23 protein-coding genes are annotated in these 22,085 nt (G+C 59.7%); 14 read left to right on the plus strand and 9 right to left on the minus strand.

Annotated elements, in window-relative coordinates; all coding sequences use genetic code 11:
- Positions 1-54: 54 nt before the first annotated feature.
- From BLU52_RS02755 to BLU52_RS02780, 6 genes are all read right to left on the minus strand, one after another.
- A complete protein-coding gene (locus BLU52_RS02755; protein WP_090281781.1) occupies positions 55-1,548 on the minus strand; it encodes an RNA polymerase factor sigma-54 in 1,494 nt (497 codons plus the stop codon).
- A gap of 185 nt (positions 1,549-1,733) precedes the next feature.
- On the minus strand, positions 1,734-2,459 hold the full coding sequence (gene lptB, locus BLU52_RS02760; protein WP_008085069.1) for an LPS export ABC transporter ATP-binding protein: 726 nt from the start codon (positions 2,457-2,459) through the stop codon (positions 1,734-1,736).
- Positions 2,459-3,004: a lipopolysaccharide transport periplasmic protein LptA gene (lptA, locus tag BLU52_RS02765; protein ID WP_090281782.1), complete on the minus strand. Its 546-nt coding sequence runs from the start codon at positions 3,002-3,004 to the stop codon at positions 2,459-2,461. The genes lptB and lptA overlap by 1 nt, the downstream gene beginning before the upstream one ends.
- Entirely contained in the window at positions 2,991-3,563 is a 573-nt protein-coding gene (gene lptC / locus BLU52_RS02770) for an LPS export ABC transporter periplasmic protein LptC (protein ID WP_090281783.1), read from the minus strand. Before lptC ends, lptA begins: the two co-directional genes overlap by 14 nt.
- Before the next feature lie 8 nt (positions 3,564-3,571).
- Positions 3,572-4,096, minus strand: a complete 525-nt coding sequence (locus tag BLU52_RS02775) for a KdsC family phosphatase (RefSeq protein WP_090281784.1) — start codon at positions 4,094-4,096, stop codon at positions 3,572-3,574.
- Positions 4,096-5,070: a KpsF/GutQ family sugar-phosphate isomerase gene (locus BLU52_RS02780; RefSeq protein ID WP_090281785.1), complete on the minus strand. Its 975-nt coding sequence runs from the start codon at positions 5,068-5,070 to the stop codon at positions 4,096-4,098. The genes BLU52_RS02775 and BLU52_RS02780 overlap by 1 nt, the downstream gene beginning before the upstream one ends.
- A gap of 275 nt (positions 5,071-5,345) precedes the next feature.
- Between BLU52_RS02780 and BLU52_RS02785 the strand changes: the two genes are divergently transcribed.
- The 10 genes from BLU52_RS02785 to hisC all read left to right on the plus strand — a co-directional run bounded on the left by BLU52_RS02785 (position 5,346) and on the right by hisC (position 13,312).
- Positions 5,346-6,155 (plus strand): ATP-binding cassette domain-containing protein, encoded by an 810-nt coding sequence (locus BLU52_RS02785; protein ID WP_090281786.1) that lies wholly within the window; start codon positions 5,346-5,348, stop codon positions 6,153-6,155.
- Entirely contained in the window at positions 6,155-6,952 is a 798-nt protein-coding gene (gene mlaE, locus BLU52_RS02790; protein ID WP_090281787.1) for a lipid asymmetry maintenance ABC transporter permease subunit MlaE, read from the plus strand. The genes BLU52_RS02785 and mlaE overlap by 1 nt, the downstream gene beginning before the upstream one ends.
- A complete protein-coding gene (mlaD, locus tag BLU52_RS02795; RefSeq protein WP_090281788.1) occupies positions 6,952-7,419 on the plus strand; it encodes an outer membrane lipid asymmetry maintenance protein MlaD in 468 nt (155 codons plus the stop codon). The genes mlaE and mlaD overlap by 1 nt, the downstream gene beginning before the upstream one ends.
- Positions 7,420-7,430: 11 nt before the next feature.
- Positions 7,431-8,084: an MlaC/ttg2D family ABC transporter substrate-binding protein gene (locus BLU52_RS02800; RefSeq protein WP_090281789.1), complete on the plus strand. Its 654-nt coding sequence runs from the start codon at positions 7,431-7,433 to the stop codon at positions 8,082-8,084.
- A complete protein-coding gene (locus BLU52_RS02805) occupies positions 8,081-8,386 on the plus strand; it encodes an STAS domain-containing protein (protein ID WP_090281790.1) in 306 nt (101 codons plus the stop codon). Before BLU52_RS02800 ends, BLU52_RS02805 begins: the two co-directional genes overlap by 4 nt.
- A gap of 116 nt (positions 8,387-8,502) precedes the next feature.
- On the plus strand, positions 8,503-8,742 hold the full coding sequence (locus BLU52_RS02810) for a BolA family protein (RefSeq protein WP_090281791.1): 240 nt from the start codon (positions 8,503-8,505) through the stop codon (positions 8,740-8,742).
- A 22-nt stretch (positions 8,743-8,764) separates the two neighbouring features.
- On the plus strand, positions 8,765-10,030 hold the full coding sequence (murA, locus tag BLU52_RS02815; RefSeq protein ID WP_090281792.1) for a UDP-N-acetylglucosamine 1-carboxyvinyltransferase: 1,266 nt from the start codon (positions 8,765-8,767) through the stop codon (positions 10,028-10,030).
- Between the two features lie 128 nt (positions 10,031-10,158).
- On the plus strand, positions 10,159-10,794 hold the full coding sequence (gene hisG / locus BLU52_RS02820) for an ATP phosphoribosyltransferase (RefSeq protein WP_007967226.1): 636 nt from the start codon (positions 10,159-10,161) through the stop codon (positions 10,792-10,794).
- A 125-nt stretch (positions 10,795-10,919) separates the two neighbouring features.
- Entirely contained in the window at positions 10,920-12,257 is a 1,338-nt protein-coding gene (gene hisD, locus BLU52_RS02825; protein WP_090281793.1) for a histidinol dehydrogenase, read from the plus strand.
- 2 nt (positions 12,258-12,259) lie between these two features.
- The gene (gene hisC / locus BLU52_RS02830; RefSeq protein WP_090281794.1) at positions 12,260-13,312 is read left to right on the plus strand and encodes a histidinol-phosphate transaminase; all 1,053 of its coding nucleotides are present in this window, start codon (positions 12,260-12,262) and stop codon (positions 13,310-13,312) included.
- 118 nt (positions 13,313-13,430) lie between these two features.
- Here the strand turns inward: hisC and BLU52_RS02835 are convergent, their stop codons facing one another.
- The 3 genes from BLU52_RS02835 to algW form a co-directional block, all read right to left on the minus strand.
- A complete protein-coding gene (locus tag BLU52_RS02835; RefSeq protein ID WP_090281795.1) occupies positions 13,431-14,150 on the minus strand; it encodes a DUF4198 domain-containing protein in 720 nt (239 codons plus the stop codon).
- Between the two features lie 12 nt (positions 14,151-14,162).
- Positions 14,163-16,268 (minus strand): TonB-dependent siderophore receptor, encoded by a 2,106-nt coding sequence (locus tag BLU52_RS02840; protein WP_090288423.1) that lies wholly within the window; start codon positions 16,266-16,268, stop codon positions 14,163-14,165.
- Positions 16,269-16,356: 88 nt separating this feature from the next.
- Entirely contained in the window at positions 16,357-17,514 is a 1,158-nt protein-coding gene (gene algW / locus BLU52_RS02845) for a Do family serine endopeptidase AlgW (RefSeq protein ID WP_090281796.1), read from the minus strand.
- Between the two features lie 103 nt (positions 17,515-17,617).
- Here algW and BLU52_RS02850 point away from each other — a divergent pair, with 103 nt between their 5' ends.
- The 4 genes from BLU52_RS02850 to cysN all read left to right on the plus strand — a co-directional run bounded on the left by BLU52_RS02850 (position 17,618) and on the right by cysN (position 21,940).
- On the plus strand, positions 17,618-18,376 hold the full coding sequence (locus BLU52_RS02850; protein ID WP_090281797.1) for a Nif3-like dinuclear metal center hexameric protein: 759 nt from the start codon (positions 17,618-17,620) through the stop codon (positions 18,374-18,376).
- A gap of 248 nt (positions 18,377-18,624) precedes the next feature.
- Positions 18,625-19,542 carry a sulfate adenylyltransferase subunit CysD gene (gene cysD / locus BLU52_RS02855; RefSeq protein WP_007912374.1) on the plus strand — a complete coding sequence of 306 codons (918 nt, stop codon included), beginning with the start codon at positions 18,625-18,627 and terminating at the stop codon, positions 19,540-19,542.
- 104 nt (positions 19,543-19,646) lie between these two features.
- Positions 19,647-19,988 (plus strand): four helix bundle protein, encoded by a 342-nt coding sequence (locus BLU52_RS02860; protein ID WP_039759341.1) that lies wholly within the window; start codon positions 19,647-19,649, stop codon positions 19,986-19,988.
- 53 nt (positions 19,989-20,041) lie between these two features.
- Positions 20,042-21,940: a sulfate adenylyltransferase subunit CysN gene (cysN, locus tag BLU52_RS02865; RefSeq protein ID WP_090281798.1), complete on the plus strand. Its 1,899-nt coding sequence runs from the start codon at positions 20,042-20,044 to the stop codon at positions 21,938-21,940.
- Positions 21,941-22,085: the final 145 nt, after the last annotated feature.

Genomic DNA, 22,085 nt, shown 5'->3' on the forward strand with positions numbered 1-22,085 from the left:
CAGTGCATAAAGCGGCAGGCCGAAAAGCCTGCCACTGGAACGCTGTAACGTGGCTTACATCAACCGCTTGCGTTCGCTCGAAGGCGCGATTCCGAGGGATTCGCGGTACTTGGCGACGGTGCGGCGAGCCACCTGAATGCCTTGTGCCTCCAGTAAACCAGCGATCTTGCTGTCACTCAACGGCTTTTTCTGATTTTCCGCGGCAACCAGTTTCTTGATGATCGCGCGGATCGCCGTGGACGAGCATTCGCCGCCTTCGGAGGTACTCACGTGACTGGAGAAAAAGTATTTCAGCTCATAAATACCGCGCGGGGTATGCATGAATTTTTGTGTGGTCACCCGGGAAATCGTCGATTCGTGCATGCCCACCGCCTCGGCGATGTCATGCAGGACCAGCGGTTTCATGGCTTCGTCGCCGTACTCCAGGAAGCCGCGCTGATGCTCGACGATCTGCGTGGCGACTTTCATCAGGGTTTCGTTGCGGCTCTGCAGGCTTTTGATGAACCAGCGAGCTTCCTGAAGCTGATTGCGCATGAAGGTGTTGTCGGCGCTGGTGTCGGCGCGTTTTACGAAACCGGCGTACTGAGCGTTGACGCGTAGACGCGGTACCGATTCCTGGTTCAGCTCGACCAGCCAGCGCTCGTTGTCCTTGCGCACGATGACGTCAGGTATGACGTATTCGGCTTCGGTGGACTCGATCTGCGAACCCGGTCGCGGATTGAGGCTCTGCACCAGCTCGATGACCTGGCGCAGCTCGTCTTCCTTGAGTTTCATGCGCCGCATCAGCTGACTGTAGTCGCGGCCGCCAAGCAGGTCGATATAGTCGCTGACCAGGCGTTTGGCCTCTGCCAGCCATGGCGTTTTTGCCGACAACTGGCGCAGTTGCAACAGCAGGCATTCGCTGAGGTTGCGTGCGCCGATGCCCGCAGGCTCGAACTGCTGGATGCGGTGCAGGACGGCTTCGATTTCGTCCAGTTCAATGTCCAGTTCCGGGTCGAAGGCGTCGAGGATTTCTTCGAGGGTTTCGTCCAGGTAGCCCTGATTGTTGATGCAATCGATCAGGGTCACGGCGATCAGGCGATCGGTGTCGGACATCGGTGCGAGGTTCAACTGCCAGAGCAAATGGCTCTGCAGGCTTTCGCCGACGGAAGTGCGGGTGGTGAAATCCCACTCGTCATCATCGCTGCTCGGCAGATTGCTGGCGCTGGTCTGGTAAACATCCTCCCAGGCCGTGTCTACCGGAAGCTCGTTGGGGATGCGCTCGCTCCATTCGCCATCGTCGAGGTTGTCTACCGTCGGCGCGGCTTCCTGGTAAGAAGGTTCCTGAATGTCGGTGTTGGGCTTTTGCTCGACGTTGTCGGCCAGCGGATCGGAATTGTCGAAGTCGTCGCCTTCTTCCTGGCGTTCGAGCATCGGGTTGGATTCCAGAGCCTCCTGGATTTCCTGTTGCAGATCCAGGGTCGACAATTGGAGCAGGCGGATGGCCTGTTGCAGCTGCGGTGTCATCGTCAGCTGCTGGCCCATTCTCAAGACTAGCGATGGTTTCATGGCAGGGGCTTAACACCTTATTCGCCGGCGCTATGCGCCATCCACTACAGGGCGCCGAAGCGCCAAACTTAAGCAAATTATATGCCTGAAACTGAAGTGTTTGCCTAGAGCGCTGTAACAATTAAGCGCTATAAAAAACGGCTTGATCGATACAGCACCCGCGCAGCTTGTCGAACAGCTCGCGCTTACAGGCGGAACTCGTGGCCCAGATACACTTCCTTCACCAGATCGTTGGCCAGGATAGTCTCGGCGTCACCTTCGGCGATCAATTGACCGTCGTTGACAATGTAAGCGGTTTCGCAGATATCCAGCGTCTCTCGCACGTTGTGGTCGGTGATCAGCACACCGATGCCTTTGGCCTTGAGATGGTGAATGATCTGCTTGATGTCGCCAACCGAGATCGGGTCGACACCGGCGAACGGCTCGTCGAGCAGGATGAATTTCGGTGCGGTGGCCAGGGCGCGGGCGATTTCCACCCGGCGGCGCTCACCACCCGACAGGCTCATGCCGAGGTTGTCGCGAATGTGGCTGATGTGGAATTCCTGCAGCAGGCTCTCCAGCTCTTTGCGGCGACCGGCCTTGTCGAGTTCCTGACGGGTCTCGAGGATGGCCATGATGTTGTCGGCCACCGACAGTTTGCGGAAGATCGACGCTTCTTGCGGCAGATAGCCGATGCCGGCTTTCGCGCGGCCGTGCATTGGCTGGTGGCTGACGTCCAGATCGTCGATCAGCACGCGACCCTGATCGGCCTGCACCAGACCGACGATCATGTAGAAGCAGGTCGTCTTGCCGGCGCCGTTCGGGCCGAGCAGGCCGACGATCTGGCCGCTGTCGATCGACAGACTGACGTCCCGCACGACCTGGCGGCTTTTGTAGGCCTTGGCCAGGTGCTGAGCTTTCAGAGTTGCCATTACTGGGTTTTCTCGTCGGTTTTCTTCTTCGGCTGGATCACCATGTCGATGCGCGGACGCGCCTCGGTGACCTTGCTGCCGGTAGCGCGACCGGCGCTGGCGAGTTTCTTCACGGTGTCATAGACGATTTTCTCGCCTTGCGTCGTGTTGTTGTCCTTGTCCACCACTTTGGCCTTGTCGATCAGGACGACGCGATTCTGCGCGGCGTGGTACTGGATCGTCACGCCCCAGCCTTGTACAGGCTTGGTGTCGCCGGCGGTCTGCAGCTGTTCGAAGTAGGCCAGGTTGCCGACCGAAGTCACCACATCGATGTCACCCGCCTGAGTGCGGGTGATGGTCACCGTGTTGCCTTTAACGATCATCGAGCCCTGAGTGATGATCACATCACCTTTGTAGGTAGCGATGCCGTTCTTGTCGTCCAGTTGGGCGTCGTCGGCCTGAATGCGGATAGGTTGCTGCTGATCGTTCGGCAGAGCCCAGGCGCTCACGCTTCCCAGTGCTGCGCCCAGACTGAGCAAAATAGGGAGGGTTTTAACGAGCCTCATACTGTCCTCTTACGTTCGATTGCAGGTGTATCCTGCTGTCCTTCAGGTACGCTTTCATTCCGACGCCAGTCGACACACCGCCAGCGCCCTCGATTCTAACGGGTTGCGCGGTCTGCGCATATTCCTGCTGCGGGAACACGGTCATGCGGGTGCTGGTGATCAGGGTGTCGCGTTTCTTTTCGTCGGTGCGCTTCACGCGCACAGAGTCGATCAGTTCCACTTCGGTGCCGCCGGAATTCACTTCGCCGCGCTCACTGGTCACGTGCCACGGAAAGTCCGTGCCGCGATACATGTTCAGGTCGGGTTTGGTCACCAGCGTGATGTCGGTGGCCTTGACGTGTTCGGCCTTGTCCGAGGTCATCTCGTATTGCACCTTGCCGTCGGGCAGGTACTGAATGGTATGCGTATTCGTCGCGTACCAGTCGATCGGATTCTCGGCGGTCGAGACCGGCGGCTTGTCGAGAAAGCGTTCCGGGCTGATGTTCCAGTAGCCGACCGCGGCAAAAATCGCCGCGATGCAGCCGAACAGCAGGAAGGTGCGAAATTTTTTACTGAACATGGCTTGGCTCACAGGTACGCGGCATTGGCCGCATCGAGGCGGCCCTGGGCGCGCAGGATCAATTCGCAGAATTCTCGGGCGGCACCTTCGCCGCCACGGGCGCGGGTCACGCCGTGGGCGTGTTCGCGGACGAAGTCAGCGGCGTTGGCCACGGCCATGCCCAGACCGACGCGGCGGATCACCGGCAGGTCAGGCAGGTCGTCACCGAGGTAGGCAACCTGTTCATAGCTTAGGCCCAGTTGCTCAAGCAGACCGTCGAGCACCACCAGTTTGTCTTCGCGGCCCTGAAACAGGTGCGGGATGCCGAGGTTTTTCGCTCGACGCTCAACCACCGGAGTCTTGCGACCGCTGATGATGGCCGTTTCCACGCCGGCGTTCATCAGCATCTTGATGCCCTGGCCGTCGAGGGTGTTGAAAGTCTTGAATTCGCTGCCGTCTTCCAGGAAGTACAGGCGCCCGTCGGTGAGGACGCCGTCGACATCGAAAACCGCCAGTTTGATTGCTTTGCCGCGTTGCAGCAGTTCGTTGCTCATTACATGACTCCTGCGCGCAGCAGATCGGAGAGGTTGAAGGCGCCGACCGGGCGGTCCTCCTCATCGACGACCACCAGTGCGTTGATTCGATGGTCTTCCATGATTTTCAGGGCTTCGGCAGCCAGCATTTCCGGGCGCGCGGTTTTGCCGTGCGCGGTCATGACCTGGTCGATGGTGGCGCTGCGAATGTCGATGGCGCGATCCAGGGTGCGGCGCAAATCGCCGTCAGTAAAGATCCCGGCGAGTTTGCCGTCGGCTTCCAGAATGACGGTCATGCCCAGACCCTTGCGGGTCATTTCCATCAGCGCGTCCTTGAGCAGCGTGCCGCGTTGCACCTGAGGCAGCTCCTGGCCGGCGTGCATGACGTTTTCGACTTTCAGCAGCAAGCGACGGCCGAGGGCGCCGCCCGGGTGGGAAAAGGCGAAATCTTCGGCGGTGAAGCCGCGCGCTTCCAGCAGCGCCACGGCGAGGGCATCGCCCATGACCAGTGCCGCGGTGGTCGAAGAAGTCGGTGCCAGGTTCAGCGGGCAGGCTTCATGCTCGACGTGCACGTTGAGATTGACCTCGGCCGCCTTGGCCAGTGGCGATTGCGGATTGCCGGTGACGCTGATCAGCTGGATGCCCAGGCGTTTGATCAGCGGCAGCAGGGTGACGATTTCGTTGGTCGAGCCGGAGTTCGAAAGGGCCAGAATCACGTCATCGCGGGTGATCATGCCCATGTCGCCGTGACTGGCTTCAGCCGGGTGGACAAAAAAAGCCGGGGTGCCGGTGCTGGCCAGGGTCGCGGCGATCTTGTTGCCAACGTGCCCGGACTTGCCCATGCCGACCACGACTACACGGCCTTTACTGGCCAGAATCATCTCGCAAGCGCGTACGAAATCGGCGTCGATATGGGGCAGCAAGCCTTGTACGGCTTCCATTTCGAGGCGGATGGTGCGTTGTGCCGATTGAATCAGGTCGCTGGATTGGCTCATGTCAGAAATCGTATAGCCCGATGAAAAGGCGGCGATTATAGCGGTTATGTTGCAAAGCCTCACGCAAGTTCGTCGTGCTTTGTCATTCCTCGTTATCAAAAGCCGGAAAAAGCCGCTGCAGACCTGTCACATCGCTGAATACGGGCTGGCACAAGCCTTGGGCGCGCGGCCGTTGCAGTGATATAGTTCGCCGCCAGTTCGGCCTGCCCGGGATGTATGTACTTTTTAACCAAAGACAGGCGTCCGAGTGAGAGGCTGCATCGCAAGGAGTTTAGATGAGTGCCGATAACGCCTACGCGGTCGAGCTGAAGGGAGTCTCCTTCAAGCGCGGTGCGCGCAGCATTTTCAATAACGTCGATATCCGCATCCCGCGCGGCAAGGTCACCGGTATCATGGGGCCTTCCGGGTGTGGCAAGACCACGCTGCTGCGGTTGATGGGCGCCCAGTTGCGCCCCGCCAGCGGCGAAGTCTGGGTCAACGGTCAGAACCTGCCGACCCTGTCGCGCAGTGATCTGTTCGATGCGCGAAAGCACATGGGCGTGCTGTTTCAGAGCGGCGCGCTGTTCACCGATCTCGATGTGTTCGAGAACGTGGCTTTCCCGCTGCGCGTGCATACCGAATTGCCGGAAGAGATGATCCGCGACATCGTCCTGCTGAAATTGCAGGCGGTCGGTCTGCGCGGAGCCATCGAGCTGATGCCGGACGAGCTGTCGGGCGGCATGAAGCGTCGCGTCGCGCTGGCCCGGGCGATTGCTCTGGATCCGCAGATCCTCATGTACGACGAACCGTTCGTCGGCCAGGACCCGATTGCCATGGGTGTGCTGGTCCGCCTGATCCGTCTGCTCAACGATGCGCTGGGCATCACCAGTATCGTGGTGTCGCACGATCTGGCCGAGACCGCGAGCATCGCCGACTACCTTTATATAGTCGGTGACGGCCAGGTCTTGGGGCAGGGGACTCCGGACGAGTTGATGAACTCGGACGAACCACGGATCCGGCAGTTCATGACCGGCGATCCCGATGGCCCGGTGCCGTATCATTTTCCAGCGACGGATTACCGCGCAGATCTTCTGGGGAAGCGCTGATGCGCAGAATTTCATTGATAGAGCGCGTGCGCCGATTCGGCGAAACGGCGATCGACGCCGTTGCGGTGTTCGGGCGCGCCACGCTTTTCCTGTTTCATGCCCTGCTGGGACGCGGCGGCATCAGCGGCGGTTTCAGCCTGCTGGTCAAACAATTGCATTCAGTCGGCGTCATGTCGCTGGTGATCATCGTCGTTTCGGGGATTTTCATCGGCATGGTCCTGGCGTTGCAGGGCTTCAGCATCCTGTCGAGCTACGGTTCGGAGCAGGCAGTCGGGCAGATGGTTGCTTTGACCCTGTTGCGTGAACTGGGCCCGGTGGTGACTGCGCTGTTGTTCGCCGGGCGTGCCGGTTCGGCATTGACCGCCGAGATCGGCAACATGAAGTCGACCGAGCAACTGTCGAGCCTGGAAATGATCGGCGTCGACCCGCTCAAGTACATCATTGCCCCGCGTCTGTGGGCCGGTTTCATTTCCCTGCCGGTGCTGGCGATGATTTTCAGCGTGGTGGGCATCTGGGGCGGTTCGTGGGTGGCCGTCGACTGGCTGGGTGTGTATGAAGGCTCGTATTGGGCGAACATGCAGAACAGCGTGACCTTCACCAGTGATGTGCTCAACGGCATCATCAAAAGCATCGTTTTCGCCTTTGTCGTCACCTGGATCGCCGTATTCCAAGGCTATGACTGTGAGCCCACTTCCGAGGGGATCAGTCGTGCCACCACCAAGACCGTAGTGTTTGCCTCGCTGGCAGTGCTGGGTCTGGACTTTATTCTGACCGCTTTGATGTTTGGAGATTTCTGATGCAAAACCGCACCCTGGAAATCGGTGTCGGCCTGTTCCTGCTGGCAGGGATCCTGGCTTTGCTGCTGCTCGCCTTGCGGGTCAGTGGCCTGTCTCCGACTTCGTCCACCGACACTTATAAACTTTATGCGTATTTCGACAATATCGCCGGTTTGACGGTCAGAGCCAAAGTGACCATGGCCGGTGTGACCATCGGCAAGGTCACGGCCATCGATCTGGATCGCGACAGCTTCACCGGTCGGGTCACGCTGCAAGTGGACAAGAAGGTCGACAACCTGCCTGTCGATTCCACAGCGTCTATCCTTACCGCGGGTCTGCTGGGCGAGAAATACATCGGTATCAGCGTCGGCGGCGAAGACAGCCAGTTGAAGGATGGCGGAACCATCCACGACACGCAGTCGTCTCTGGTACTGGAAGACCTGATCGGTAAATTCCTGCTCAATACCGTTAGCAAAGACGCCAAATGAGGAGCTTTTGAATGATCTCTACCTTGCGACGTGGCCTGTTGGTGTTGCTCGCGGCACTGCCACTGCTGGCTAACGCGGCACCTGGGCAATCCGCACACGATCTGATTCAGGACACCACCAACCGGATGCTTGCCGACCTGCAGGCCAACAAAGAGAAGTACAAGCAGGATCCGCAGGATTTCTATGCGGCGCTGAACAACATTGTCGGCCCGGTGGTGGATGCCGAGGGCATCTCCAAGAGCATCATGACCGTCAAGTATTCGCGCAAGGCTACGCCTGCGCAGATGCAGCGCTTTCAGGAAAACTTCAAGCGCGGCCTGTTCCAGTTCTATGGCAACGCTCTGCTGGAATACAACAACCAGGGCATCACTGTTGACCCGGCCAAAGACGAATCGGGCGACCGCACCAGCGTCAACATGACCGTCAAGGGCAGCAATGGCGCGATCTACCCAGTGCAGTACACGCTTGAGAAGATCGGCGGCGAGTGGAAACTGCGCAACGTGATCATCAACGGCATCAACATCGGCAAGCTGTTCCGTGATCAGTTCGCTGACGCGATGCAGCGCAATGGCAACGATCTGGACAAGACCATCGATGGTTGGGCTGGTGAAGTGGCCAAGGCCAAGCAGGAAACCGATAAAGCTGCTGCGAAGCCAGCGCAATGAGTGAGGCGGCAGTGCGTATGAGTGATGTCGATGAGCTTCTGCTCAGTGGCGTGCTGGACTATCGCACCGGGCCGGACCTGAGAAGGGAAGGCCAGGCGCTGATCAAGTCGAGCAAGGCGAAAGCGCTGGTCGTCGATTGCTCGGCGGTGAAGAAGTCCAGCAGCGTCGGTCTGTCGTTGCTGCTGTGCTTCATGCGCGATGCGCAGGCGGCCGGCAAGGCCGTCAGCATCCGCGCCATGCCGGAAGACATGCGCGAAATTGCCGAGGTCAGCGAATTGACCGAGCTGTTCGCGGCACACTGATTCCGCATCGGCAACAAAAGCCCCCCGTCAGAGTCCTGCATTGCGGGGTTCGCAGGCGCGGGGCTTTTTTGTATGATGTCCGACCCGTGCGCACAGGGCGCCGATTGAGGTTGAGCATGCAGGCCGTAGAAGTGAAGAGCTTCCTTGAAGGAAAGCTGCCAGATACGCAGGTTGAAGTTGAAGGCGAAGGCTGCAACTTCCAGCTGAACGTGATTAGCGATGAACTGGCGGCGTTGAGCCCGGTCAAGCGTCAGCAAAGCATCTATGCCCATTTGAACCCATGGATCGCCGATGGCAGCATCCACGCGGTCACCATGAAATTTTTCAGCCGCGCGGCCTGGGCCGAGCGCACCTGAGCCCTAGGGCGTCGAGATACTAATGGATAAATTGATTATTACCGGTGGCGCGCGTCTTGATGGCGAGATCCGCATTTCCGGCGCGAAGAACTCCGCTCTGCCAATCCTGGCCGCCACCCTGCTGTGCGATGGCCCGGTGACCGTTGGCAACCTGCCGCACCTGCACGACATCACCACCATGATCGAGCTGTTCGGTCGCATGGGCATTGAGCCTGTGATCGACGAAAAACTCAGCGTCGAAATCGACCCGCGCACCATCAAGACCCTGATCGCCCCGTACGAGCTGGTGAAAACCATGCGTGCGTCGATTCTGGTACTGGGCCCGATGGTTGCCCGTTTTGGTGAGGCCGAAGTTGCCCTGCCTGGCGGTTGCGCCATCGGTTCGCGTCCGGTCGACCTGCACATCCGTGGCCTCGAAGCCATGGGCGCGGTGATCGACGTCGAAGGCGGCTACATCAAGGCCAAGGCGCCTGAAGGTGGCCTGCGCGGTGCGCACTTCTTCTTCGACACCGTCAGCGTGACCGGTACCGAGAACATCATGATGGCCGCTGCTCTGGCCAAGGGTCGCAGCGTGCTGCAGAACGCCGCCCGTGAACCTGAAGTGGTCGATCTGGCGAACTTCCTCAACGCCATGGGCGCCAAGGTTTCCGGTGCCGGCACCGACACCATCACCATCGATGGCGTCGAGCGTCTGGGTTCGGCTTTCTACAAGGTCATGCCTGACCGTATCGAAACCGGCACCTACCTGGTCGCCGCTGCCGTCACCGGTGGTCGCGTCAAGGTCAAGGACACCGATCCGACCATTCTTGAAGCAGTGCTGGAAAAACTCCGTGAAGCCGGCGCAGAAATCACCTGCGGTGAAGACTGGATCGAGCTGAACATGCACGGCAAGCGTCCGAAAGCGGTCAACGTGCGCACCGCGCCGTACCCGGCTTTCCCGACCGACATGCAGGCACAGTTCATCTCGCTCAACGCCATTGCCGAAGGCACCGGAGCGGTGATCGAGACGATCTTCGAAAACCGTTTCATGCACGTGTACGAATTGCACCGCATGGGCGCCAAAATCCAGGTTGAAGGCAACACCGCCATCGTGACCGGTACCGAAAAACTCAAGGGCGCGCCAGTGATGGCGACCGACCTGCGTGCTTCGGCCAGTCTGGTGATCTCGGCGCTGGTTGCCGAAGGCGACACACTGATCGACCGCATCTACCACATCGACCGTGGTTACGAGTGCATCGAAGAAAAACTGCAGATGCTGGGCGCCAAGATCCGTCGCGTTCCGGGCTGATTGCTGCATCGGGACACACGGACGTGTCCACTGAATTCGTTTCGAGTCGAGGGTGTGCGCACCCTCGATGTGTGTCCGGCGCCGATTGTGACCGGGCATGAGTACCTTGATAAGGACTGACGTTTCCCATGTTGACCATCGCACTGTCCAAGGGCCGCATCCTTGACGACACCCTGCCGCTTCTCGCTGAAGCGGGCATCGTGCCGACCGAGAATCCGGACAAGAGCCGCAAGCTGATCATCCCCACGACCCAGGACGACGTGCGTCTGCTGATCGTGCGGGCCACCGACGTGCCGACCTATGTCGAGCATGGCGCGGCCGACCTTGGCGTCGCAGGTAAAGACGTGTTGATGGAATACACCGGCCAGGGCCTGTACGAACCGCTGGATCTGCAGATTGCCCAATGCAAACTGATGACCGCCGGCAAGATCGGCGCCGCCGAGCCCAAGGGCCGTCTGCGCGTGGCGACCAAGTTCGTCAATGTCGCCAAGCGTTATTACGCCGAGCAGGGCCGTCAGGTCGATATCATCAAGCTGTACGGCTCGATGGAGCTGGCGCCGCTGATCGGTCTTGCCGACAAGATCATCGACGTGGTCGACACCGGCAACACCTTGCGCGCCAACGGCCTGGAACCCCAGGAACTGATCGCCACGATCAGCTCGCGTCTGGTCGTCAACAAGGCTTCGATGAAAATGCAACACGCCCGAATCCAGGCGTTGATCGACACCCTGCGCAACGCAGTGGAATCGCGACACCGCGGCTGATCTACCTGCGCGGCCCGAGGCCGCGCCGTCTATCCGCCTCATAGCCAGAATTCTCAGGTGCCCAAGCGGATCGAATGATAGTTTCGGGCGCCTGAGTTTTTGCCAATTCCTATGAGGCTCTCGCTATGACCGCACCGACTGCAATTCGCCGACTCAACGCTGCTGACCCGGATTTCGCGCATCATCTGGATCATCTGCTGAGCTGGGAAAGTGTGTCTGACGACTCGGTCAATCAGCGCGTGCTGGACATCATCAAGGCCGTGCGCGAGCGCGGTGACGCAGCGCTGGTCGAGTTCACCCAGAAGTTCGATGGCCTTGAGGTCGCTTCGATGGCTGACCTGATCCTGCCGCGCGAGCGCCTGGAACTGGCCCTGACCCGCATCACCGTGGCGCAGCGCGAAGCGTTGGAAAAGGCCGCTGCACGGGTGCGCAGCTACCACGAAAAACAGAAGCAGGATTCCTGGAGCTACACCGAGGCCGACGGCACTGTGCTGGGCCAGAAGGTTACGCCGCTGGATCGCGCCGGCCTTTATGTGCCGGGCGGCAAGGCCTCGTACCCGTCGTCGGTGCTGATGAACGCGATTCCAGCGAAAGTCGCTGGCGTCACCGAAGTGGTGATGGTCGTGCCGACGCCGCGCGGTGAAATCAATGAACTGGTGCTGGCCGCCGCGTGCATCGCCGGCGTTGACCGGGTATTCACCATCGGCGGCGCGCAAGCGGTTGCCGCTCTGGCGTATGGCACCGAAAGCGTGCCGCAAGTCGACAAGGTGGTGGGGCCGGGCAACATTTATGTCGCCACCGCCAAACGCCACGTATTTGGTCAGGTCGGCATCGACATGATCGCCGGGCCGTCGGAAATCCTCGTGGTCTGCGACGGCCAGACCGACCCGGACTGGATCGCCATGGACCTGTTCTCCCAGGCCGAGCACGACGAAGACGCGCAAGCGATCCTGGTCAGCCCGGACGCCGAGTTCCTCGACAAGGTCGCCGCCAGCATCGATAAACTGCTGCCGACCATGGACCGCGCGACCATCATCGAAACCTCGATCAACGGCCGCGGGGCGCTGATTCAGGTCAACGACATGGCCCAGGCCATCGAAGTCGCCAACCGCATCGCCCCGGAACACCTGGAGTTGTCGGTTGCTGACCCGCAAGCCTGGCTGCCGCAGATCCGTCACGCCGGCGCGATTTTCATGGGCCGTCACACCTCCGAAGCGCTGGGTGACTACTGCGCGGGTCCGAACCACGTGTTGCCGACCTCCGGCACCGCGCGGTTCTCGTCGCCGCTGGGCGTGTATGACTTCCAGAAGCGCTCATCGATCATCTTCTGCTCCGAAGCCGGCGCCTCTGAGCTGGGCAAAACCGCCTCGGTGCTGGCCCGTGGCGAATCGCTCAGCGCCCACGCGCGCAGCGCCGAATACCGCATCAAAGACCAGGACTTTCTGAAAGGGCAGGGGGAATGAGCATGAGTAAATTCTGGAGCCCGTTCGTCAAGGATCTGGTGCCGTATGTGCCGGGCGAACAGCCGAAGCTGACCAAGCTGGTCAAGCTCAACACCAACGAAAACCCCTATGGCCCGTCGCCAAAAGCCCTGGCGGCGATGCAGGCCGAACTCAATGACAACCTGCGCCTGTACCCGGACCCGAACAGCGATCTGCTGAAAAATGCCGTCGCCGGTTACTACGGCGTGCAAAGCAATCAGGTGTTCCTCGGCAACGGTTCGGACGAAGTGCTGGCGCACATTTTCCACGGTCTGTTCCAGCATGATCAGCCGTTGTTGTTTCCGGACATCAGCTACAGCTTCTATCCGGTCTATTGCGGTCTGTACGGCATCCAGTTCGACGCAATGCCGCTGGACGCGCAGTTCCAGATCAACCCGGCCGACTACGCCAGGCCGAACGGCGGGATCATTTTCCCCAACCCGAACGCGCCGACTGGTTGCCTGCTGGCACTGGAGGCGGTCGAGCAAATCCTCAAGGCCAGCCCAAATTCGGTGGTGGTGGTTGATGAGGCGTACATCGACTTCGGCGGTGAGACAGCGATCAGTCTGGTGGATCGCTATCCAAACCTGCTCGTCACGCAAACCCTGTCCAAGTCGCGTTCGCTGGCCGGTCTGCGCGTCGGGCTGGCGGTCGGGCATCCCGATCTGATCGAGGCGCTGGAGCGGATCAAGAACAGCTTTAACTCCTATCCGCTGGATCGTCTGGCGAATGTCGGCGCGGCGGCGGCGTTTGAAGATCGCGAGTATTTCGACAAGACCTGTCGGCTGGTCATCGAGCACCGTGACTGGGTGGTTGCGCAGTTGCAGGCCAAGGGTTTTGAAGTGCTGCCATCAGCGGCAAACTTCATCTTCGCCCGGCATACGCAGCATGACGCGGCGGGGCTGGCGGCCAAGCTGCGTGAGCAGGGCGTGATCGTGCGGCACTTCAAGCAAGAGCGGATTGCGCAGTTCCTGCGGATATCGATTGGAACGCCGGAGCAGAATCAGGCGTTGATCGAAGGCCTCGGCGACCTCTGATTGCCGCTGCACCTTGTAGGAGTGAGCCTGCTCGCGATAGCGGATGGACATTCAACATCGACGTTGGCTGACCCGGCGCAATCGCGAGCAGGCTCACTCCTACAGAGGATTTGTGGTGTTATTCGTGATGCGGTTCGCCAAGAAATGTCAGCGAACTGAATAACCCGCGACTGTTCACATCCGCGCTGTCCGTCACCGGCACCTCAACCTGCGCCGCAATCACATTCAACCCTTCATTCCTCACCAGCACCTGCGCGCGGCCGTCCTTGTCGGTCTCGGTGCTCAGCGTGTTCGGCGCGCTGCGATAGTCGCCAACCAACTTGACCCCGGCCGCCGGTTTGCCATCGAGCAATACCCGCACCGGCAGTGAATTACCCGGCCCGACGGTCAGCGGATCCACTTCCGGCAGGATCAACAGTTTGATCTGGTCGAGCTTCGGCAGCTTCGCGCCGGGCTGGTAAATCGCCAGGCTGTACTTGAACGTCTCAGTCGCTTCGATTGCGCCCGGTACTTTGCTGCGTCCTTGGTTGACCCACTTCTTGTCCGCAGTTTGCGACCACATGCCATTGTTCAAGGCGACGACCATCACCGCCGGCGACTTCAACGGTTTCAAGCGGGCGTGGTCCGCCAGGCGTCCGACGCTGACCGGAATCATCTTGCCGGCGGCGTCATAGGCCCAGGCCCCGCTGATCCTTTGCGCTTTGAAAGCATTGTCTTCGGCGCCGTGACCGTAGACCACTTCGATGTTCCCGCGCCGTTCTTCTGTCCACAGACCATGGGCCGAAACTTGCCCGGCGAACAGGGCTGCGATCAGTACGAGGGTTTTGCCGTGTTGCATGGTGACGTCCTTTTACAGGTTGAGTGTCAGGCTGACGGTGAAGTTGCGCGGCTCGCCGGGGTTGACCCAGTAGTTGCTGTAGGAGCGCTCGTAATACTTTTCGTCGAAGAGGTTGTTCAGGTTCAGGCCAACCGTGACGTTGTCGTTGGCCTTGTAGTGGGCGAGCAGGTCGACGGTGTGATAGGCCGGCAATTCGAAATCGCTGCCGGATTCGCCCGAGCGGTCGCCGACATACGTGAACGCTGCGCCAAGGTCCGAGCCGCGCAGGTGGCCATCCTGAAATTCATACACGCCGAGCAGGCTGCCACTGCGTTTGGCGACGCCGAGGATGCGGCTACCGGTGGGAATCGTCGCGTCGCCCTTGGTCACTTCGGCATCGATGTAGGCGAACGCGCCGATGACCCGCACCGCATCGGTCACCTGCCCGGTCACCTGCCAGTCGAAGCCCTGACTGCGCGCTTTGCCCATGGCGCGACTGGTGTCGGTGGCCGGGTCGAGCGCGAGAACGTTTTCCTTGTCGATGTGAAAGAAGGCGAGGGTGCTGCTCAGGCGTTCGTCGAACAATTCGTTCTTGATACCGATCTCGTAGCCGACGCCTTCTTCCGGGTCGAATGATTTGCCGGCGGCGTCAAGGCCGTTGTTCGGTTTGAACGAGGTCGAGGCGTTGGCGAACAGGCCGGTGTTCGGCGTCAGTTGATAGAGCAGGCCCGCGCGTTGGGTGAGGGCGTCGTGACGCTGGCTGCTGGTCGCGTTGCGGCTGTGGTCGTCGATGTGCTGATCGAAATGTTCGAAGCGCGCGCCGATCATTCCGCGCAGCTTGTCGGTGAAAATGATCTGGTCCTGCACATTCAGTGCATGGCTTTCGACGTGTTCGAAGAAGTCAGTGCCCGAGCGGGCGCCGTTGGGTTTTGGCTGGCCGTAAACCGGGTTATAGATGTCGATGGCGTAGGGGCCGCCAGCGAGGGTGGTGACGCGTTCGTTCTTGCGGAAATTTTCATACTCGGTACCGATCAGCAATTCGTGTTGCCAGGGACCGAGGTCGAACAGGCCGCGCAATTCCAGTTGGGTGATGCTGTCGTGCCAGTGGGTGTCGCGCTCGCGATAGCGGCGGTTGACGGTGTGGCCGTCGGCGTTCAGCGCCCGTTGTTCCGAGGCGTCGCCCCAGAGTTCGCCTTCCTTGTAATGACTGGCCAGGCGCAGTTTCCAGTTGTCGTTCAGGTGATGCTCAAGGGTCGCCTGCAGCAGATTGTTGTGGTTGTCGATGTTGCCGTCGTTAGGTTCTCCGAGGAAAGTCGAGCGCGAGACACCGCTCCATTTGTTGTTCGGCGCGACGATGCCGCGATCGAAGGTCGAGCTGTGCCGAACGATCTCGCTCTCTACGAGCAGCGAGGTGTCCGGGCTCAATTGCCAACTGATCGAGGGCGCAACAAATACGCGCTTGCTGTCGACGTGGTCGCGGAAGCTTTGGTTGTCTTCGACCGCAAGGTTGATTCGCGACAGTACATCGCCCTGCGCATCGAGTGGGGCGTTGACGTCCAGCGCGGTGCGATAGCGATCCCAGCTACCGGCGCTGGTCTGCAGGGTGGTAAACGCTTCGGGCTGCGGCTTTTTCGTAACGATGTTCACCGTGCCGCCCGGATCGCCCCGGCCATACAGGCTGGCGGCGGGGCCTTTGAGCACTTCGATACGCTCGATATTGGCGGCGTCCGGTGTGCTCGGGTAGCCGCGATTGGCGCTGAAGCCGTCCTTGTAGAACTCCGACGTGGTGAAGCCGCGCACGCTGTATTCGTAGAGCGTCAGGCCGCCAAAGTTGTTCTGCTTCGACACGCCGCCGGCAAAATCCAGCGCCCGCTCGACGCTGCTGCTGCCCAGATCCTTGAGCACACTGGCCGGTACGACGCTGATGGCTTGCGGGATATCGCGGATCGCGGTGTCGGTTTTGGTTGCGCTGGAGGAGCGGGTAGCGCGGTAGCCTTTGACGGGGCCGGTAGGCGATTCATAGTCGGAAACGACGCTGATCGCTTCCAGCTCAAGGGACTGCGGTTCATCGGCGAAAGCGGGATCGCAGAGCAAGCCAAGGGTCAGGCCGAGCAGCGAGGCCTTTTTGCGAGACGACATGTTATGTTGTTCCAATTGCCAGAATTGAAACAATATAACATGCCTTTTGAGAATGTCTGTTATTCGCGCCATTGGCGCGAATAAAGTTTTATTCTTCTTTTTCTTTCACCGGAGCCGGTGGCGGACGCAGGCCGATTTCAGCGGTGAGCTTCAACTCTTTGCCGTTGCGCATCACCTGAATCGTGACCTTGTCAGTCGGCTTGATCCGCGCCACCTGATTCATCGAACGGCGGCCATCACCGGCCGGCTCGCCATCGATACTCAGAATCACATCGCCCAGTTGCAGGCCTGCTTTCTGCGCTGGACCGTCACGGAAAATCCCCGCTACCACAATGCCCGGGCGCCCGGACAAACCAAACGATTCGGCCAGTTCCTGAGTCAGCGGCTGCACTTCGATGCCCAGCCAGCCACGAATGACCTGGCCGTGCTCGATGATCGACTTCATCACTTCCATCGCCAGCTTCACCGGGATCGCAAAACCGATGCCCTGCGAGCCGCCGGATTTGGAAAAGATCGCGGTGTTGATGCCAGTGAGGTTGCCGTTGGCATCCACCAGTGCGCCGCCGGAATTGCCCGGATTGATCGCCGCGTCGGTCTGGATGAAGTCTTCGTAGTTGTTCAGGCCCAACTGGTTACGCCCGGTGGCGCTGATGATGCCCATAGTCACGGTCTGGCCGACGCCGAACGGATTGCCGATGGCCAGTGCGACGTCGCCGATGCGAATGTTGTCGGAGCGACCGACGGTGATCGCCGGCAGGTTTTTCAGATCGATCTTCAATACCGCGAGATCGGTTTCCGGATCGCTGCCAATCACGCGGGCGAGGGTTTCGCGACCATCCTTGAGCGCCACGACAATCTGGTCGGCGCCGCTGGTGACGTGGTTGTTGGTCAGGATGTAGCCTTCCGGGCTCATGATCACCCCGGAACCGAGGCTCGATTCCATGCGTTTCTGTTTCGGCGAGTTGTCACCGAAGAAGCGCCGGAACTGCGGATCCTCGAACAGCGGATGCGCCGGTTTGTTGATGACCTTGGTGGTGTACAGATTGACCACCGACGGTGCGGCAATGGAAACCGCATTGGCGTAGGACACCGGCCCCTGCTGCACGCTGGTGGTCTGCGGCGCCTGTTGCAGGTTGACGTCGAGGCTCGGCAGCCCGACCCACTCGGGGTAACGCTGAATAATCAGCAGAGCGATAAGCACACCGGCCAGCAGCGGCCAGCCAAAAAAACGCAGCGCCTTGAGCATTAAGCACGTCCTGGAAAAGTTGCAGGCGGGGTCAGACCGCCCATAATGTCGCGCATTATACGAGGCCGCGCGTGCCTCTGAACGGGATATTTAGGAGTCTTTCATGGCCGTTGCCCTCAGCACCCTCGTCGAAGAAGCCGACCGTTACCTGGCCAGTGCGAAAATCGCCGATTATTGTCCTAACGGTTTGCAGGTCGAAGGTCGTCCGCAAGTGATGCGCATCGTCAGCGGCGTCACCGCCAGCCAGGCGTTGCTAGATGCCGCCGTCGAGGCCGAGGCGGATCTGATCCTGGTGCATCATGGTTATTTCTGGAAGGGCGAAAACCCCTGCGTCACCGGGATGAAACAACGTCGATTGAAAACCCTGCTCAAGCACGACATCAGTTTGCTCGCCTATCACTTGCCGCTGGATCTGCACCCGGACGTCGGCAACAACGTGCAATTGGCGCGTCAGCTCGACATCACCGTCGAGGGGCCGCTGGACCCGAGCAATCCGAAAGTCGTCGGTCTGGTCGGTTCGCTGAATGAACCGATGACGGCGCGGGATTTCTCCCGCAGGGTTCAAGAGGTGATGGGCCGTGAGCCGCTGTTGATCGAAGGCAGCGGGATGATTCGCCGGGTCGGCTGGTGCACCGGTGGCGGCCAGGGTTACATCGATCAGGGCGTTGCCGCGGGTGTCGATCTGTTCATCAGCGGTGAGGCCTCCGAACAGACTTTTCACAGTGCCCGCGAAAACGACATCAGCTTCATCGCCGCCGGCCACCACGCCACCGAACGCTATGGCGTGCAGGCGCTGGGCGATTATCTGGCGAAACGTTTCGCCCTCGAACACATCTTCATCGATTGCCCCAACCCGATCTGACACACCGCGTTTCCCCTGTAGGAGTGAGCCTGCTCGCGATAGCGTTGTCATATCCGACATAGCGGTAACTGACTCACCGCTATCGCGAGCAGGCTCACTCCTACAGGGGTTCATCGGCCGAACTGGCAGGCATATTCATATGCCCTTTCGTTCTAGTAGGCGTCCTGATTAGAAGAGGTCGCTGTGCTAGGATTCCCCGCTCGAACACGGCCCGCTGGCCGTTCATAAGAAAGCTTTCGTGAGTAGCCATGGTCGACAAACTGACGCATCTGAAACAGCTGGAGGCGGAAAGCATCCACATCATCCGCGAGGTGGCCGCCGAGTTCGACAACCCGGTGATGCTGTACTCCATCGGTAAAGACTCCGCCGTGATGCTGCACCTGGCACGCAAGGCGTTCTTCCCGGGCAAACTGCCGTTTCCGGTGATGCACGTCGACACCCGCTGGAAATTCCAGGAAATGTACAAGTTCCGCGACAAGATGGTCGAAGAACTGGGCCTGGACCTCATCACCCATATCAACCCCGATGGCGTGGCGCAGAACATCAACCCGTTCACCCACGGCAGCGCCAAGCACACTGACATCATGAAAACCGAAGGTCTGAAACAGGCCCTCGACAAGCATGGCTTCGACGCAGCATTCGGCGGCGCCCGTCGTGATGAAGAGAAATCCCGCGCCAAAGAGCGCGTCTACTCGTTCCGCGACAGCAAGCACCGCTGGGACCCGAAAAACCAGCGCCCGGAACTGTGGAACGTCTACAACGGCAAGGTCAACAAGGGCGAATCCATTCGTGTGTTCCCGTTGTCGAACTGGACCGAACTGGACATCTGGCAGTACATCTACCTCGAAGGCATCCCGATTGTGCCGCTGTACTTCGCCGCCGAGCGCGAAGTCATCGAGAAGAACGGCACGCTGATCATGATCGACGACGAGCGCATCCTCGAGCACCTGTCCGATGAAGACAAGGCGCGCATCGTCAAAAAGAAAGTGCGGTTCCGCACCCTTGGCTGCTACCCGTTGACGGGCGCGGTGGAGTCCGAGGCCGAAAGCCTCACGGACATCATTCAGGAAATGCTCCTGACGCGAACTTCCGAGCGCCAGGGCCGGGTCATCGACCACGATGGCGCAGGCTCGATGGAAGACAAAAAACGTCAAGGCTACTTTTAAGCTTCGAGTTACAAGCGGCAAGCTGCAAGTTAAAGGCGGTATGCGTAGCTTTGCAGTTTGGCGCTTGCAGCCGGTTGCTGCGAGCCGGAATCGGATGACTCGTAATGGATTTCGAGAGACTGGTTGTATGGCAGCGAAGCAAATGTCTGGCGGTGAGGATTTTCAAAGAGTTTGCGCGGTGCGGGGATTTTGGATTCAAGGATCAGATCACCCGTTCTGCACTTTCAGTGCCTTCCAATATTGCTGAAGGCATGGAGCGTCGGAGTTGCAAAGAAAAGGTTCATTTTCTTTGGATTGCGAAAGCTTCTTGTGGAGAGCTGCGCACCCAGATCCTGATAGGCCGAGATATCGCTTACATCGCAGAACCACTGGCTGAAAATTGGATTATGGAGACCCGAGAGCTTTCTAGGATGCTGGTTGGGTTGATCAACAAAATTTCTGACTAGCTGTACGCCGACAAGCTTGCCGCTTGAAGCTTACAGCTTGGAGCTTGAATGCAATGAGCCATGTTTCTGATTTGATCAGCGAGGACATCCTCGCCTACCTGGGCCAGCACGAACGTAAAGAGCTGCTGCGCTTTTTGACTTGCGGTAACGTCGATGACGGCAAGAGCACCCTGATCGGGCGCCTGCTGCACGACTCGAAAATGATCTACGAAGATCACCTCGAAGCGATTACCCGCGACTCGAAGAAAGTCGGCACCACCGGTGACGATATCGATCTGGCGCTGCTGGTCGACGGTTTGCAGGCCGAGCGTGAGCAGGGCATCACCATTGATGTCGCGTATCGTTATTTCTCGACCGCCAAACGCAAATTCATCATCGCCGACACCCCCGGCCATGAGCAGTATACCCGCAACATGGCCACCGGTGCGTCCACCTGTGACCTGGCGATCATTCTGGTCGACGCGCGTTACGGCGTGCAGACCCAGACCCGTCGCCACAGCTTCATTGCATCGCTGCTGGGCATCAAACATATCGTCGTCGCCATCAACAAGATGGACCTCAAAGGTTTTGACGAGGGTGTGTTCGAGTCGATCAAGGCTGACTACCTGAAGTTTGCCGAAGGCTTGAAGATGAAGCCGACCAGCATGCACTTTGTGCCGATGTCGGCCCTCAAGGGCGACAACGTGGTGAACAAGTCCGAGCGCTCGCCGTGGTACACCGGTCAGTCGCTGATGGAAATCCTCGAGACCGTGGAAGTCGCGGGCGATCGCAATTTCAGCGATCTGCGTTTCCCGGTGCAGTACGTCAACCGGCCGAACCTGAACTTCCGTGGTTTCGCCGGTACGCTGGCCAGCGGCATCGTGCACAAGGGCGACGAAGTCGTCGTGTTGCCGTCGGGCAAGAGCAGCCGGGTCAAATCCATTGTCACCTTCGAAGGTGAGCTGGAGCATGCCGGTCCTGGTCAAGCGGTGACGCTGACCATGGAAGACGAAATCGACATTTCACGTGGCGACCTGCTGGTGCATGCCGACAACGTGCCGCCGGTCACCGACAGCTTCGAAGCGATGCTGGTGTGGATGGCTGAAGAGCCGATGCTGCCGGGCAAGAAGTACGACATAAAACGCGCCACCAGTTACGTGCCGGGCTCGATCGCCAGCATCGTCAACAAGGTCGACGTGAACACTCTGGAAGAAGGCCCGGCGAGCGCGTTGCAGCTCAACGAAATCGGCAAGGTGAAGATTGCGCTCGACGCGCCGATCGCCCTCGACGGTTACGACAGCAACCGCACCACCGGCGCGTTCATCGTCATTGACCGGTTGACCAATGGCACCGTCGGCGCCGGCATGATCGTCGCCCAACCAGTGGCGCACGGCACCGCCACGCACCACGGCAAACTGGCCCACGTTGCTACTGAAGAACGTGCTCAGCGCTTCGGCCAGCAACCGGCGACGGTGTTGTTCAGCGGCCTGTCGGGCGCGGGCAAGAGCACCCTGGCGTATGCGGTCGAGCGCAAGCTGTTCGACATGGGCCGGGCGGTATTTGTGCTGGACGGGCAGAACCTGCGTCATGACCTTAATAAAGGTCTGCCACAGGACCGTGCCGGCCGTACCGAGAACTGGCGGCGTGCCGCGCATGTGGCGCGTCAGTTCAACGAAGCGGGCTTGCTGACCCTGGCTGCGTTCGTTGCGCCGAGTGCCGAAGGTCGCGAGCAGGCCAGGGAGCTGATCGGCAAGGAGCGTCTGTTGACGGTCTATGTGCAGGCTTCGCCAACTGTTTGCGCTGAGCGTGACCCGCAAGGTCTGTACGCTGCTGGCGGTGACAACATCCCGGGCGAATCCTTCCCGTACGACGTGCCGTTGAATGCCGATCTGGTGATCGACACGCAGTCGCTGAGTCTGGAAGACAGCGTCAAGCAAGTGCTGGAGCTGCTGCGTAAACGCGGCGCGATCTAAGCAAAAAACAGCGGCGAGCTTTTAGCTTCGAGCTGCAAGAAAAAGCCCGCCGATGAGTGATCATCGGCGGGCTTTTTTTATTCGGGTCAACCCGGTCGATTGTAGGAGTGAGCCTGCTCGCGATAGCGGTGCTTCAATCAACATC

The organism is Pseudomonas granadensis (genome assembly GCF_900105485.1).
Classification (GTDB): domain Bacteria; phylum Pseudomonadota; class Gammaproteobacteria; order Pseudomonadales; family Pseudomonadaceae; genus Aquipseudomonas; species Aquipseudomonas granadensis.

Bases quoted from the DNA above. Each gene is read 5' to 3' on its own strand.
- BLU52_RS02840 (WP_090288423.1), bottom strand. From the start codon at position 16,268: ATGTCGTCTCGCAAAAAGGCCTCGCTGCTCGGCCTGACCCTTGGCTTG.
- BLU52_RS02775 (WP_090281784.1), bottom strand. From the start codon at position 4,096: ATGAGCAACGAACTGCTGCAACGCGGCAAAGCAATCAAACTGGCGGTT.
- lptB (WP_008085069.1), bottom strand. From the start codon at position 2,459: ATGGCAACTCTGAAAGCTCAGCACCTGGCCAAGGCCTACAAAAGCCGC.
- BLU52_RS02780 (WP_090281785.1), bottom strand. From the start codon at position 5,070: ATGAGCCAATCCAGCGACCTGATTCAATCGGCACAACGCACCATCCGC.
- hisD (WP_090281793.1), top strand. From the start codon at position 10,920: ATGACCGCACCGACTGCAATTCGCCGACTCAACGCTGCTGACCCGGAT.
- hisC (WP_090281794.1), top strand. From the start codon at position 12,260: ATGAGTAAATTCTGGAGCCCGTTCGTCAAGGATCTGGTGCCGTATGTG.
- BLU52_RS02800 (WP_090281789.1), top strand. From the start codon at position 7,431: ATGATCTCTACCTTGCGACGTGGCCTGTTGGTGTTGCTCGCGGCACTG.
- hisG (WP_007967226.1), top strand. From the start codon at position 10,159: ATGTTGACCATCGCACTGTCCAAGGGCCGCATCCTTGACGACACCCTG.
- murA (WP_090281792.1), top strand. From the start codon at position 8,765: ATGGATAAATTGATTATTACCGGTGGCGCGCGTCTTGATGGCGAGATC.
- algW (WP_090281796.1), bottom strand. From the start codon at position 17,514: ATGCTCAAGGCGCTGCGTTTTTTTGGCTGGCCGCTGCTGGCCGGTGTG.
- BLU52_RS02835 (WP_090281795.1), bottom strand. From the start codon at position 14,150: ATGCAACACGGCAAAACCCTCGTACTGATCGCAGCCCTGTTCGCCGGG.
- BLU52_RS02755 (WP_090281781.1), bottom strand. From the start codon at position 1,548: ATGAAACCATCGCTAGTCTTGAGAATGGGCCAGCAGCTGACGATGACA.
- BLU52_RS02785 (WP_090281786.1), top strand. From the start codon at position 5,346: ATGAGTGCCGATAACGCCTACGCGGTCGAGCTGAAGGGAGTCTCCTTC.
- BLU52_RS02850 (WP_090281797.1), top strand. From the start codon at position 17,618: ATGGCCGTTGCCCTCAGCACCCTCGTCGAAGAAGCCGACCGTTACCTG.
- mlaD (WP_090281788.1), top strand. From the start codon at position 6,952: ATGCAAAACCGCACCCTGGAAATCGGTGTCGGCCTGTTCCTGCTGGCA.
- lptA (WP_090281782.1), bottom strand. From the start codon at position 3,004: ATGAGGCTCGTTAAAACCCTCCCTATTTTGCTCAGTCTGGGCGCAGCA.
- BLU52_RS02810 (WP_090281791.1), top strand. From the start codon at position 8,503: ATGCAGGCCGTAGAAGTGAAGAGCTTCCTTGAAGGAAAGCTGCCAGAT.
- mlaE (WP_090281787.1), top strand. From the start codon at position 6,155: ATGCGCAGAATTTCATTGATAGAGCGCGTGCGCCGATTCGGCGAAACG.
- BLU52_RS02860 (WP_039759341.1), top strand. From the start codon at position 19,647: ATGGATTTCGAGAGACTGGTTGTATGGCAGCGAAGCAAATGTCTGGCG.
- BLU52_RS02805 (WP_090281790.1), top strand. From the start codon at position 8,081: ATGAGTGAGGCGGCAGTGCGTATGAGTGATGTCGATGAGCTTCTGCTC.
- cysD (WP_007912374.1), top strand. From the start codon at position 18,625: ATGGTCGACAAACTGACGCATCTGAAACAGCTGGAGGCGGAAAGCATC.
- cysN (WP_090281798.1), top strand. From the start codon at position 20,042: ATGAGCCATGTTTCTGATTTGATCAGCGAGGACATCCTCGCCTACCTG.
- lptC (WP_090281783.1), bottom strand. From the start codon at position 3,563: ATGTTCAGTAAAAAATTTCGCACCTTCCTGCTGTTCGGCTGCATCGCG.